14 protein-coding genes are annotated in these 13,366 nt (G+C 41.0%); 9 read left to right on the top strand and 5 right to left on the bottom strand.

The features are described from left to right. Window positions 1–100 precede the first annotated feature (100 nt). A complete protein-coding gene (locus NST85_RS10825) occupies window positions 101–697 on the bottom strand; it encodes a DUF1349 domain-containing protein (RefSeq protein ID WP_127195281.1) in 597 nt (198 codons plus the stop codon). 275 nt (window positions 698–972) lie between these two features. On the opposite strand from NST85_RS10825, the gene NST85_RS10820 reads away from it, so the two are divergent. After that, a protein-coding gene (locus tag NST85_RS10820; RefSeq protein WP_127195313.1) for an IS3 family transposase occupies window positions 973–2,333 on the top strand; the annotation gives its coding sequence in 2 pieces (ribosomal slippage) (window positions 973–1,429 and window positions 1,429–2,333; 1,362 coding nt in all). Window positions 2,334–2,536: 203 nt separating this feature from the next. Here NST85_RS10820 and NST85_RS10815 read toward each other — a convergent pair. Beyond that, window positions 2,537–3,538, bottom strand: coding sequence for a toll/interleukin-1 receptor domain-containing protein (locus NST85_RS10815; protein WP_341189272.1), 1,002 nt, complete (start codon window positions 3,536–3,538; stop codon window positions 2,537–2,539). A 373-nt stretch (window positions 3,539–3,911) separates the two neighbouring features. Between NST85_RS10815 and NST85_RS10810 the strand changes: the two genes are divergently transcribed. Next, window positions 3,912–4,880: a bile acid:sodium symporter family protein gene (locus NST85_RS10810; protein ID WP_127193862.1), complete on the top strand. Its 969-nt coding sequence runs from the start codon at window positions 3,912–3,914 to the stop codon at window positions 4,878–4,880. A 70-nt stretch (window positions 4,881–4,950) separates the two neighbouring features. On the opposite strand, the gene NST85_RS10805 is transcribed toward NST85_RS10810, so the two are convergent. Next, the gene (locus NST85_RS10805) at window positions 4,951–5,685 is read right to left on the bottom strand and encodes an aldo/keto reductase (protein ID WP_341189271.1); all 735 of its coding nucleotides are present in this window, start codon (window positions 5,683–5,685) and stop codon (window positions 4,951–4,953) included. Window positions 5,686–6,268: 583 nt separating this feature from the next. Here NST85_RS10805 and NST85_RS10800 point away from each other — a divergent pair. The 7 genes from NST85_RS10800 (at window position 6,269) to NST85_RS10765 (ending at window position 9,984) form a co-directional block, all read left to right on the top strand. Then, window positions 6,269–6,688: a bacteriohemerythrin gene (locus NST85_RS10800; RefSeq protein ID WP_341189270.1), complete on the top strand. Its 420-nt coding sequence runs from the start codon at window positions 6,269–6,271 to the stop codon at window positions 6,686–6,688. After that, window positions 6,685–7,140, top strand: coding sequence for a chemotaxis protein CheX (locus tag NST85_RS10795; protein WP_341189269.1), 456 nt, complete (start codon window positions 6,685–6,687; stop codon window positions 7,138–7,140). The genes NST85_RS10800 and NST85_RS10795 overlap by 4 nt, the downstream gene beginning before the upstream one ends. Window positions 7,141–7,479: 339 nt before the next feature. Next, window positions 7,480–8,052, top strand: coding sequence for a TetR/AcrR family transcriptional regulator (locus NST85_RS10790; RefSeq protein WP_127193859.1), 573 nt, complete (start codon window positions 7,480–7,482; stop codon window positions 8,050–8,052). A 45-nt stretch (window positions 8,053–8,097) separates the two neighbouring features. Continuing rightward, window positions 8,098–8,448, top strand: coding sequence for an Asp23/Gls24 family envelope stress response protein (locus NST85_RS10785; RefSeq protein ID WP_127193858.1), 351 nt, complete (start codon window positions 8,098–8,100; stop codon window positions 8,446–8,448). Between the two features lie 795 nt (window positions 8,449–9,243). Then, window positions 9,244–9,534, top strand: coding sequence for an FGGY-family carbohydrate kinase (locus NST85_RS10775; RefSeq protein WP_127193857.1), 291 nt, complete (start codon window positions 9,244–9,246; stop codon window positions 9,532–9,534). A 17-nt stretch (window positions 9,535–9,551) separates the two neighbouring features. Then, window positions 9,552–9,689 (top strand): RbsD/FucU family protein, encoded by a 138-nt coding sequence (locus NST85_RS10770; RefSeq protein WP_246054315.1) that lies wholly within the window; start codon window positions 9,552–9,554, stop codon window positions 9,687–9,689. Window positions 9,690–9,795: 106 nt separating this feature from the next. Beyond that, window positions 9,796–9,984: a hypothetical protein gene (locus NST85_RS10765; protein ID WP_341189268.1), complete on the top strand. Its 189-nt coding sequence runs from the start codon at window positions 9,796–9,798 to the stop codon at window positions 9,982–9,984. A 607-nt stretch (window positions 9,985–10,591) separates the two neighbouring features. Here NST85_RS10765 and NST85_RS10760 read toward each other — a convergent pair. Beyond that, a complete protein-coding gene (locus NST85_RS10760; protein ID WP_246054313.1) occupies window positions 10,592–11,482 on the bottom strand; it encodes a glycoside hydrolase family 43 protein in 891 nt (296 codons plus the stop codon). A 26-nt stretch (window positions 11,483–11,508) separates the two neighbouring features. Beyond that, window positions 11,509–13,350, bottom strand: coding sequence for a glycoside hydrolase family 127 protein (locus NST85_RS10755; RefSeq protein WP_127193856.1), 1,842 nt, complete (start codon window positions 13,348–13,350; stop codon window positions 11,509–11,511). Window positions 13,351–13,366: the final 16 nt, after the last annotated feature.

Raw genomic sequence — 13,366 nt, 5'->3', positions numbered from 1 at the left:
TTAAACTCGTTCAAATCCTTTTTTACAATCTAGCTAGAACTACAGAGATATCATCCTGTGGTAGACTCTCACAAGTATCCAGAGGTTTCTTTGTCATGCCCTAAAATCTACTATCCCTATTTGGTGACGATAAGCTTAGATATTTAAAATTGACTCGGCAACCTGATCCCATCGGAGACTGGGCAACTGCTCCCGCGATGAACGGCGCAGAGGAATCCATTCCAAAGTAACGTATTAATTTCCAATCCAGACCATCAATAGAGTAATAAAAAGAAATAGTTAATCCATTTTTCTCGATCCTTAAATAGGGGGTTTCAACCATAACACGCTCAGAATTACAATCATCGGAGGATCCGTTCTTTGTTACAACAGACACAATGGTGGCATACTCTCCGTTAAATTCAAAACAAAGTTTGGCCCAATTGTTATCGTCCGCCATTAACATCAAACAGCCTGAATCATATAGATGAAGCATGTCTACCTGAATCTGTGTGGTAAGCTGGAAGGACGAATCAACCTGTACATATAGAAAAGGAGCAGACTCGGCTATATGTTTTCCCCCAGGATCTTTAAAAAAATCTGCATTAGCTGATGCATCCATAATCAAACCATCTTCTTTGGTGTATTCCCAGTACATCGGTTCATTTTTCCATTTCAATTTTTCTCTTTCTTCAAGTATAAACAAATTATTAATCATAATTATTAACTCCTCTTTTTTTGTCTCTTATAACTTGCTGTTTCCGATTTTTTTCTAAGCACATATCTTCACTATAAATTTAATGTCATTATACTTGTATAAATTCGCTCTATAAATATAACATTAGTGCATATGAGTATAATAATATGGACTAGTGTATTATCAAGTCGCGTTCCTTAACAAAAAAAACCACTTAATTACCATGAATTTAGTGTCATGATAATGAACTGCACCCCAATTGTTAGACACAACTAACAATTGGAGGTGCAGTTTTTATGTCCAAGTATTCTTTAGCAATAAAACTACGGACCGTATTTAGTTACCTAGAAGGCAAAGAAAGTTTTAACTCGCTAGCGGAAGAATTAAGAACGAGTTCAGCCGTCGTAATGAACTGGGTTAAACAATATAAGTATCATGGAGCCGACGCTTTTAAGAAATCCTATACAAGCTATTCTACTCAGTATAAACTAGACGTACTCAATTATATGAACGAAAATGGGACGTCACCTAATGAAACAGCAGCCATATTCAACATATCTGAACCTAGTATGATTCGGAAATGGAGAAGAAGGATAGAGAATGAAGGAATGGACGCCCTCAACTCAAAGAAAAAGGGGCGTCCTATCATGAATAGTGAAAAACAAGGAGCAGCCAAGAAACAGGTGCCAGATGATGGTTCTGTCGAGGCTTTAAAAGCAGAGTTAGAGCGTTTACGCATGGAGAATGCTTACTTAAAAAAGTTGAATGCCTTAGTTCAAAACAAGGAAAAATCACCAAAGAAGACAAAGCACAAGTCGTCTATGAACTAAGGAACGAATTCTCGGTGAAAGCACTCCTGCAGTTGGCAGATGTCCCACGTAGCACGTATTATTACTGGGTAAAGAACATTGGTAGGCCTGACCCAGATGCGAAGCTAAAAGCATTGATTCAAGCGATTTATGATGAACACGAAGGACGTTATGGCTATCGTCGTATTCACGACGAATTGATGAATCGAGGACGTCAGTTAAATCACAAAAAGGTTCAGCGTATCATGCAAGAATTAGGATTGAAGTGCCTGGTACGTATGAAGAAATATCGCTCGTACAAAGGGATGATTGGCAAGATTGCACCCAACATTTTAGAACGTAACTTCCACGCTGAAAAGCCGAATGAGAAATGGGTTACGGATATTTCAGAGTTTAAATTATTCGGAGAAAAGCTATATTTATCTCCAGTACTCGATCTATATAATGGTGAAATTATTACGTATACGATCGGTTCAAGACCGGTCTACTCGCTTGTTTCTACGATGTTAGATCAAGCATTCAGTCGATTAACAGATGTAGATAAGCCCCTTATTCATTCTGACCAAGGTTGGCACTATCAGATGAAACAGTATCGTCATGCCCTTGAAGAACGTGGCATCAAGCAAAGTATGTCCCGTAAAGGTAACTGCTACGACAATGCCGTCATTGAGAACTTCTTTGGCATCATGAAATCTGAACTTCTGTATTTAAAGGAATTTGAAAGTATCGCACATTTTAAACAAGAGCTATCAAAATACATCCATTATTACAACAACAAGCGAATTAAGGCAAAACTAAAAGGCATGAGTCCGGTACAGTACCGAACTCATGCCCAACAAATTGCCTAATAAAATAACCTGTCTAACTTTAGGGGGTCACTTCACTTCATAATTAAGTGGTTTTTCTTCATGGAAAAGGGTTTAATATCGACCACTTAAATCGTTAAAATCCTTATTTAATGCGGTCAAGAGGACTCGAACCTCAACGTCATTGCTGGCACTAGAACCCGAATCTAGCACGTCTGCCAATTCCACCAAACACTTTCCAGTGATTAATTCCATTGAAAGTTTGGATAGTTTGATTGGGTGATAACAAATAATTTTTCCCATCTTGTTTTTATTTCATTTACCAAATCTTTTAATTTTTCTGAATCCCTCTCATATTTATCATAGTTAGCATTCAATTGCATCCCTCCATAATGACCGCCGTAAAACACTAAATTATCTTCAAATTCATCTTTACCATAATCAAAGATTCCACTACCAAAAGATACAAATTCGTTAATTGATTTAAAAAAGTCTTCCTTTGCTTTTTGTAATAAAGGTAACCTAAATCTTTTGTCTGGTGCCGAGTATCGCTTTAGCGTTTTCTTAAAAGTCTTTAATTGCGACTCAGAATATATTCTCCTGTCTTCCAAAGTATTTATAAACTTGTAGACAGAATCACATGTGAACGTATCAGAAAATTCTTTTAGTATTTTCAAATCAGATTCAGAGGATAACGATTCAACTACTTCTTTTACCTGAGAACTCACTTCGTCTGAGTCTCCCTCAGATACATTTAACAACTCATTAATCTGAGCCAAAAAATTATTCCTTTTTCTTTCCCATATATTAGTATCCAATTCTTTTAACCCGAAAAATTCTAGTATCTTCGTTTTAAAAGAATTTATCTTTTCAGATACATTAATCTTGAATCCTTGACTCAAAGGCAAAACACCTTGAACATCTTTAAAATCAAATGGTGGTATTAAGATAGGTATATGTTTGCTGGATCGGACCCAAGTTGCACCTAGTTCGCACAAACTAACTGGACTATCAAAAAAATTAGATGACCATACAAATAGAACAAGCACATTTTCATTAAGTTCAGCTTTGATACGTTCTAAAAAATTCTCACCAAGTGGGATTCCATAAGGTTCATAAGATGTACAGAATATTTCTTCACTAGTGACCCCAATGCCTTCCAATAAATCTATTATAGGCAATATATACTCTGAGTCTTTACTTGAATGACTAATGAATATTTTTTTCAATATTTTACCTTCCTTCATATTAAGTTCATGAGTATTATCTAATTTTGTATGTAGGTGCGCTATTTCCTATGAGAAACTAATTAACCCCGACAAATACCTTCACTTTCAATCTCCATATGAAATTATCGGTGCTAACACTAGCGTACTAATTAATAGATCAAACTATTGTTTCCAGTAAAATCATACCATATATTCTTGTAATTGAATCGCATTTTCATTCTCAGTTCCTTTTGATTATTTTTTTCAAAAAGACGAGTATCACATACTGGATCTAGCGCGTCTGCGCAAAAGTAATAACAAGGTGCAGCGGTATGTCTGTTAAATCTCTTCCTTCTTTAGGATAAGCAGATATAATAGAAGCAGCCATAATTATAAAGGAAGTAATTTGAACATGCTTCGTACCTTGAATCAGCGGTTGAACCGTATCATGCCCCTGATCACTCCGGTCAGCATCATCGTCGGCGTGCTCTGCGGCAGTATCTTGTCTTCTTATACTTATCTGGCACCTTGGTTATTTGCCTTCATGACATTTGCCGGCAGCATCAGTCTCGGATTCAGGGATTTTTTGAAAGTGCTCAAAAAGCCCGTTCCGCTGATTATCTGTCTGTTTATCCTGCATTTAGCTATGCCGTTGATTGCGCTGGGTTTCGGCCATCTGACCTTTCCTGGAGATGCTTATACCATTACCGGGCTCATACTTGCCGCAGCCATACCAACCGGGGTAAGCAGCTTTGTCTGGGTCAGCATCTATAAGGGCAATATCGCCTTAACGCTATCTATTATCCTGATTGATACCATTCTGGCTCCATTCGCAGTACCCGGTATTCTCTCGCTGTTAATCGGAGAAAGTGTGCATCTGGATGCGGCAGCCATGATGAGTAGTCTATTCTGGATGATTGTTGTCCCTTCGCTACTGGGTATGCTGCTAAATGAATGGACCAAAGGCGGAGTTGCCCTCGTCTGGACCCAGAGACTGAACCCATTCTCCAAGCTGGCAATGGCTATGGTTGTTGCGATTAATGGCTCGGTCGTCGCCCCTTATCTCGCGAATTTCAATTTACGTTTAGCCGGTTTAGCAGTCGTAATTATTACGCTCGCCTCCACTGGCTATCTATTGAGCTACTGCATCTCCATTCTACTAGGCTGGACTGAAGCAGATCAGGTCGCCATTATATTTAATGGAGGCATGCGAAATATCAGCGCTGGAGCCGTTTTGGCGGTTTCCTATTTTCCCGCTCCAGTCGCTGTTCCTGTCGTGCTCGGAATGGTATTTCAGCAAATGCTAGCCTCCCTGGTCGGCTTCCTGCTCGGTCGACGTGCCAGGCTCAGAGAGCACATCGACACAGATTCCGCCGCCTGATCTATTAAGAATGTAGAGAGGAAAGAGCTATTGGAGGTTCTCCAATAGCTCTTTCTTATAACTTCGAATGCTAACGAATTAAGCGAGTAACCCATAAAAAAAGCTTGTTATTTGGATTGTTAAATCCTCTCTTGTTTCTTTCTAATGTGGATATTCTTTTCATTTCTTCGTCTGATAAGCTAAAATCAAAAATATCCATATTATTTTTCAGTCTTACTGGATTAATGGATTTCGGAATAACCGCGATGTCGCGTTGAATGCTCCACCTTAGCATGATTTGTGCCGTAGTTTTACCATTCATCTCGGCGATCTCTGTTAGCACTGGATGAGTAAATAACTGCTTATTCCCATGTCCGAAGGGCCCCCAAGCTACATGTTGTATGTTGTGCTTTACCAGATATTCATGGAGTTCATTTTGTTGAAAGAAAGGGTTCGTTTGAATTTGATTTACTGTAGGAATGATTGTTCCCTGTTTCATTACGTTTTCTAGATGATTCTGTTCAAAATTAGCCACACCAATTGCTCTGATTTTTCCTTCGTTATATAACTCCTCCATTACTCCCCAACTGTAAAGATAGTTCGTAGCTGGCCAATGGATCAAATAAAGATCAATATAATCGGTTTGCAGTTTTTTTAAGCTGACTTCAAAAGCTTGTTTTGTCTTTTTCCCCAAATCAGAACTCCATACTTTTGTTGTGATAAAGATATCACTTCTTTTTAGCCCTGATTTTTTTATCGCGTTGGCAATAAGCTCCTCATTATGATAGAAAGCCGCGGTATCTAAATGCCGATATCCATTTCTCAAAGCTCATATTAAAGCGTCTTCGTTTTCATTTTTAATTTTATAGACGCCTAGACCAATTTTTGGCATTAAAACACCATTATTCAACACGTAACTTTCCATTTGAAAATTCCCCCATTTTGTCGACTGTTTACTAAATTTAAACATTCTCTTAGGTTGTAACTCGTTATGATAAGCTAATCTGCATATTTGCGGTTTTTAGGATTTTTAAGCCAATAGTTTGCTATGGTTAAATCAGGTTTAAAGGCACGTTCTATAGGACTTTAACATTCACTAATTTCTTTCGTCAGACTTCTTAAGTGTTCATTAATATCCATATTTAGGTCTTTTGTTCAACCGTTGGATCTTTCGAACCATCTTAACACAAAATCAAAATCAATCATTCATTGGAAAAGAAAATCGAGACCTTTACACCTAATTACTTTTACAGTGGCACAAGCCTTTATCCAGCCAAATCTCTGTCTCCAAGCAAATCTGAAACCCGAGCTGACCGCAACAAAGTTCATAGTCCTTTTGTCGGGTTATGTCGTATAATGATGTTTGCTCTTTTATTTTTTACATAAAATTCCAAGGAGGAGACCTACTGATGATGTGGAAGGATAAGTATACGCTTGGCATTGACTTGATCGACAAGCAGCATATGGAATTGTTTGAGCGGGTTGAAAGCTTTTTGCTCGTACTTCGCTCCAAAGAACCATGGGAGCTTAAGGTCGAGAAGGTGAAGGAAACGCTGGAATTTATGAAGGAATACGTAGTGAAGCATTTTCACGACGAAGAGTGCTACCAGAGAAAAGTAGGATACCCCGATTGTAATCGGCACTGCGAAATACATGCGGAATTTACCTCCGAGGTTCAAGAATTCGTGAAGTTGTTCGAGGAACAGGGCTATGAGGAACCTCTCGTACAAAAATTTGCAGGCAAACTGATCGCCTGGCTGATCAACCACGTTGCCGCCACCGACCAGAAGATTGCCGATTATATCCACCGGCTGGAGGTGGAAGCATGACCGATTTTACCCATCCCTTTTTCATAGCAACGCAGGAGGTTTTTCGGCTGATGCTCGATCTGGACATTCAAGTCACGCCACCGGAGCAGCTTTCGGAGTTGAAAAATAGAGCCGTAAACGTCAGCATCGGCATCGTCGGCGATTTGGAAGGCAAGATAGATTACTACTTTCCCGAAAGCATGACTCTGGAAATTGTCCGCATCCTCTCCGGAATGGAGATGAACGAGCTGGACGATTTCGTCGCATCTGCCATCTCCGAGGTTGTCAACATCATCAGCGGCAATGCGATGACAGGCTTGTTCTCGGATCAGGTTCAATGCGATATCCAGCCCCCTTCAATCGAAGTTGCCGATACTTGCTCGAATCGGAACAAATCAGACAAGTTACTCACGTTTGAAACCAGCATCGGTCAGCTTCTCGTCGACATTCAGCTTGTAAAAAAGGTTGCATAACACAATAACGCCTCTCATAAGAGAGAGGTAAGAAACACCCTTTGGATATTAGTTTACCGAAAAGCCCGCGTCTTTTAGATGTAGGGTTTCTTTTTTTAATCACCTATTTCCATAACCTCCATTTATTGGTTTTAATAGACATTTTATATTATATCTCCATAATATCCTTAATAATTAAGAAGCTTTAATTTTCTTGAGTTCTTTGGGTGACATTATCACAGAAAAACAACATATCTTTTTACTCCTATTTGACTATTCTTAATAATTGACTTAAAATTCAAAAAAATGATAGTAAGTTCTATCAATTATTTATAATATCTATCAAAAAAAGGAGTTTCAATGAAGAAAGACATGACAACGATCAAGCAAGTGAGACTTAACAGCCTTCTGGATGTAGCTACCATGCTACTTATCGAAAAGCCAAACGCTTCCATGAACGAGATTGCTGATTGGGCAGGAATTGGTATTGCCACATTGCATCGATATGTTGAAAGCAGAGAGCAACTGATGATTCATCTGGGATTTCGGGCAATTGAAGTCGTAAGTGAAACCATGAAAGGAATTTCCTTGAACGAGGAGAACTATGAAAAATACATTCCAGAGTTGATTGAGGCACTTATTCCGTTAGGAGACAAGATTTATTTTCTTGCTCATGATGCATCCGTCAACTTTAACAAGGAAATTGAAGGAGCGGATCACGAGCTAAGGAAACCCGTATTGCATGTGATTGAAAGATTGCAACAGAAAGGTTATTTTCATCCAAATATCGATAAAGAATGGATCATTAATGTCCTCTACTCACTGCTATTTCTAACATGGCAGCAAGTGAGGAGCGGCAATATTGCGAAAAATTCCGCGGCAGCACTGGTAGTAAATACTTTTTACCATGGATTCAAAGCAACTGATTACTGATCACACTGGACTATAAAGAGGCGTACCATGCGAGGAGGAATCTACATGTTGATTCAAAACGTACTAGGGAGTATCGTGATTTCCAAAGATGCTATTTCTAAAATCATTGGCAAGACAACAACAGCAACAATGGGAATTGCTTCGATGTCATCAGGGGTCGTCAAAGGAATCACCAACAAGTTAAGTGGGAAAAGCCTGCAAAATGGCATTGAACTTCATATGACAGAATCAGGACTGGATGTTAATTTAAGCATTGTCATTCATTATGGAGCAAGAATATACGATGTATGCAGAGAATTACAAAGGAATGTTCGGAAATCCATTGAGAAGTATACAGGTCTATCTATTGGTATTATAAACGTCAAAGTACAAGGGATTTCCCTATCCGTTAATTAATCTCAGACAGCAATAAGTGACTGGAATAAATGATATGGGGTGTTAAGGAAATGAGCCAAATCTCTATTATGAAAGCAAATTCCAAATCGCTGGTGGGTGCTAAGCTGAATCAAATGGCTCTCGGTAGCGCAGCGAATACACTTGCCGAGTCTGAAAAAAACCTTAAAAAAAATATTATCATATCGTAAGTAAACTTTATTGGCCATAACATCTTTAATCTAAAGCAATCCTTTTCGACGTTTACCCTGAAAGAGGGACATGAAGACGAATTTCATAAAATTTGCTGAAGAACAAGCTTCCTTACACGGCTATGCCAAATGTTCCTTGACGGTAAGAAAAGACAATCATCTCGCAGCCAAATTGTATCATAGATTGGGATTTGAAATAACAGGAGAAATTAACAGGCCTGCTTTTTCATTGTATAGAATGGCCAAAATGGTAAAATGATCGATGTTCGATAGCCAAGCTCATCTCCCCATCGAAAGGTAGCTGGTCTTAAGCCTGCGCCTTTGTTGAATTAGCACAAAAACAAGTATTCTATTGTTGATTCTACTAATATGTCGTATTTTAAAACTAATATTGTTATGCAAAACACGAAATTGTAAGTTGAAATCGAATAATATGTTCACCAACTGAACGATGGGTGAGGAAGAAGCTAAGTTTTCTCTTGACGTTGCTGATGAGGCTTTCAAGACTGTAAAAGTAAATCACCCACAATTTGTTTAGACGCTTCGCTTTGAAAAAGGGACCGTCAGCAGCAGGCGATCCCTTTTTCAAATTATGAAAGCGTGATTCATGCTGCTCAAGAATATCACTGACCTGTGGCTACTGGCGACGCAGCGGGCCTATGCCGAAGCCGGCTGCGCCATCAACTTTAAAGAGATGGCTGCGCTGTCCAAAGCTGCCGGACCGGATTCGTCGCTTATCGACCCGAACGATCACTTATTCGGGCCCCCTGGCGATATGCCGGCGCGGATCGCGGAATACTGCCGTGACACCGGCCAGCCGGTTCCAGAATTGAACGGTGCTGTCATTCGCGTCATTCTGGACAGCCTGGCCGACTCTTATCGGGTCGCCGTTTCCTAGTTGGAACAGCTGACCGGGTGTGCCGTAACGCGGATTCATATGGTCGGCGCAGGAAGAGCGGTTCGATTAAAAGTGCCTCTGCAGTGGTCGTCACTGGGGAAGAGGCACTGTACGGCAATATTATATTGAAGAAAGACGTTATCGAAGCCGATTAATACCTGCAACACAAGCGGTCGTTATGGAACAATCCATAATGACCGCTTAGGCTGTTAAGATAACCTCGACAGCCTTCCTTATCAAGGATTTCCGCTTGCGCGGACCTTGCAAGCGGACCTTACAAACAGATATACGAACCTGACAGCAGCCGATAAGCTGAGAGAGCGAATTAAGCCGGGTTATATTACTCAACATTTTCCGCTCGTTCTGAAAAAACATAATTTACGGCTGATTTGGTTTCATGATCTTCGGCATAGTTGTACAAGCTTACTGCTGGCGAACGGTGCAGCTTAAAGGAAATTCAGACATGGCTAGGGCATAGCCATTATTCCACGACCGCCAACATTTATGTTTATCTTGAATACAGCTCAAAGATTTCTTCGGCTCAAGTAATGAGCAATACCTTGCAAATTCCGAGTATGCAAAAAGCTCCTGAATCTCTACAAGAGAAAATTCAAGAGCTCGTTTATTGTTAAATTGATGCGGTCAAGAGGACTCGAACCTCCACGTCATTGCTGACACTAGAACCTGAATCTTGGAATTGTGATTTTGACGCTTGCTCTATGTATCGGAATTTTCGTCTGTAAACCTAAACAGGACAAGAGGATTTAGCTGATGAACCAATTTTATTGTGATGCGTTCGAAACTTCCTTATTGTACCGATGTTAGAAGAAATGTTAGAAAGAAATACGAGTTAACGTGGCGTGTCCTGCAGTCTAATGTTATGATCAAACTATCAAATACTCGGGGAAGTTCAACTTGCAATGGCAAGAGGTTAGACCGTTATATCCTGATCGTTTCGTCAAATTTCAAATCACCCCGACTCTATTATAGAATCGGGGCAGGTTTGTAGTGTTTAGTATTTCTCGGTATTTTTTAAGGCATTAGGGCATATGGACGACTACCATTTATCCGTCATAATAACAGGTTTGATTTCACCAGCATCAATATGCATTTTATCGATACATAACATGCGATTGCCAGGCTCATTATCTCCGATGATCCTGCGATGGTAAACGATAAGCCATTCATCATTCTCGGGGAAATGCAAATATCCGTGATGACCAGGGCCATCCGCGATTGGCTCTTGCTTTTCCAGAATCGTACCCTTATTCTCGAATGGCCCCAGCGGATTATCACTTACGCCATACGCTACGCAATAGGTTCCATTCGTCCAGCCCCCCATCGACCACATGAAGTAATAAAGTCCATCCTTTTTTATCATACAAGGTCCTTCCACATATCCCTCCGGAGTAATGGAGAGGATGGTCTCCCCATTTTTGAACGGAACGAGCCCTGTCATATCATTATTCATCACGGCTACATTGCAATGGCTCCAGCCGCCATAATATAAATAGATCGAACCGTTATCGTCTTTGAAGAGATGAGCATCTATCGGTTGGGCATTGTGGATGAAACGGTCAATGATCGGTTTCCCGAGATAGCCTCTGTACGGGCCTTCTGGAGAATCCGCTACAGCGATCTCCAAGCCGCCAACCTCATCGTTACATTGAATATCGTTCGTCGCGAATACAAGGTAGTATTTTCCATTATGTTCAATATGAGTAGGTGCCCATACAGCTCTCCACACCCAAGGGAAATCTGACATTACAATGATACTTTCGTGTTTGTCCCAGCGGATGAGATCTTCTGAACTAAATGCGTCTAAATTCAGCTGCTTCGTATATTCCGTGTATGACCGAGTTGCATATACCCAATGCTTCCCTTCGTAAGTCCTTGCCTCTGGATCTGCATACCAACCTGGTACAAGGGGGTTCGTTATTCCTTTCAATGAAGACAACTCCTTCTTTCCATCATTTACAAGCTATAGAGCCCTTCATCCTCCGCTTCACGAACCCAAACTTGCATAAAGCCAGGCTCCCTGTTGTCCCAAGCATAGTAAGGGATGAATTCACAAGGTTTACCTTCTCCATTCTTACCTACCAGAATGGTAACGCCACCGAGTAGCTCCGGTAGATGATCCACTTGCAACCTCTCATGGGCAGAAAATGTATACTCATCATACGAAAGCTCAGAATTATCCGTCTGCTCTAGACAATACACGATTGGACCTCGTTGAATAGCAATACGACCTATATTCTCCGATACCTCTTGTCTCGCACGAACAATTTCTACGGGCATATCGAGCTCGAGTACAATCGTATCATCCTGTGACCAAGTTCGACTTATTACGATATACCCTTGTTCCGTCTGTGCCTCCACTCTTGATAGGTATTTCCCTCCGACCTGTACCTTATAGCCCCTGCACCAGCCTGGTACTCGCAAACGGATACTGAGAAAACCACTTGACTCTGGGTTTACAGAAAGCTTTACTTTACCGTCCCATGGATATTGAGTTGTTTGTTTTAACTTAACGTTCAGCCCACTCTCAATCACGAATTTAGCTTCACCATTCATATATTGATTTACAGCGATGCCCTGACCTGTTTGAGCATATGAATATTGACCGATGGAAGGTAGAAATCTTGCTAAATTCGTTGGGCAGCATGAGGTGTCGAACCAGGATACACGATGGTGATCGCCTTTCGAAGCCAACGGATTTACATAGAAAAACTTGTCTCCTGTCAACGATATTCCAGCCAAAGCGCCATTGTACATTTCCCGTTCTACCACATCAGCATATTTGGCATCCCCAAATAATAGGTTCATCCGATGGTTCCAAAATACCATGGCGATAGCGGCACAAGTCTCACAATAGGCCGATTCATTCGGCAAATCATAGTCATGCGTGAATCCTTCATTATGACGGGATGGTCCGATTCCTCCGGTCACATACATGTTGCGCTCTACCGTATGTGCCCATACCCTATGCAAGGCATCAACATAAGCCGGATCTCCCGAAGCGTGAACAACATCTGCCATCGCCGTGTATAGGTACATGGCGCGGACAGCATGACCGGTCACCTTCTCAATGTCCCTAACCGGAACATCATCCTGGCAGTACGCAGGCCCCCATTCCTTCTTATCCCATATCTCGCCAACTCCATGTCCATGCCCCCGTTCCTCAAGCAACCATAGGGACAGCTTCCAATATCGTTCTTCTTGGGTAACGCGATATAGCTTCACAAGAGCAAGCTCAATTTCCTCATGACCTTCCACCCAATGACGCTTGCCTGGACCAAACAGACGATCGTAATGATCAACCAAGCTACAGGCAACATCGAGAAGCGTACGTTTGCCTGTAGCTTCGTAATATGCAACCGCGGCCTCAATTAAATGGCCGCCATTGTACATCTCATGCTTCTCCATATCCGTCCATTTGCTATCAGGTGCTTCTAACGTATAATAAGTGCACAAGTAACCGTCCGATTCCTGGGCTGCGGCTAAGAGTTCAATAATCCGATCAGCCTCAGCTTCCAACTCCGGGTCCCGCTCCGACATTAGCGAATAGGCAATACCCTCGAGCACCTTGTACACATCAGAATCATTGAAATAAATACCTTCAAACTTTCCTTCCATTAATCCGCCTGCCCTGGCGAAATTCGATATACGTCCTGTCTCCTCACATTTCGTCAAGCAGGTTGGTAACGTAACTTTTCTTAGCACCTCAAGCCGCGGACGCCAGAACGCATCATCAATGATAACATTCGTGAACGGCACGCCCTGCCAATTCTTTAGCTGTGATTGTATTTGTGTCATTCTCAGATTTCCTCAC

The organism is Paenibacillus sp. FSL K6-2524, assembly GCF_038005525.1.
GTDB classification, from domain to species: domain Bacteria; phylum Bacillota; class Bacilli; order Paenibacillales; family Paenibacillaceae; genus Fontibacillus; species Fontibacillus anaericanus.
This window is presented reverse-complemented; position numbering and strand designations above follow the sequence as displayed.

Excerpts from the sequence above, each read along its gene's own strand:
- NST85_RS10800 (WP_341189270.1), top strand. The coding sequence starts at position 6,269 with ATGATGTGGAAGGATAAGTATACGCTTGGCATTGACTTGATCGACAAG.
- NST85_RS10825 (WP_127195281.1), bottom strand. The coding sequence starts at position 697 with ATGATTAATAATTTGTTTATACTTGAAGAAAGAGAAAAATTGAAATGG.
- NST85_RS10775 (WP_127193857.1), top strand. The coding sequence starts at position 9,244 with ATGCTGCTCAAGAATATCACTGACCTGTGGCTACTGGCGACGCAGCGG.
- NST85_RS10790 (WP_127193859.1), top strand. The coding sequence starts at position 7,480 with ATGAAGAAAGACATGACAACGATCAAGCAAGTGAGACTTAACAGCCTT.
- NST85_RS10785 (WP_127193858.1), top strand. The coding sequence starts at position 8,098 with ATGTTGATTCAAAACGTACTAGGGAGTATCGTGATTTCCAAAGATGCT.
- NST85_RS10815 (WP_341189272.1), bottom strand. The coding sequence starts at position 3,538 with ATGAAGGAAGGTAAAATATTGAAAAAAATATTCATTAGTCATTCAAGT.
- NST85_RS10755 (WP_127193856.1), bottom strand. The coding sequence starts at position 13,350 with ATGACACAAATACAATCACAGCTAAAGAATTGGCAGGGCGTGCCGTTC.
- NST85_RS10795 (WP_341189269.1), top strand. The coding sequence starts at position 6,685 with ATGACCGATTTTACCCATCCCTTTTTCATAGCAACGCAGGAGGTTTTT.
- NST85_RS10810 (WP_127193862.1), top strand. The coding sequence starts at position 3,912 with ATGCTTCGTACCTTGAATCAGCGGTTGAACCGTATCATGCCCCTGATC.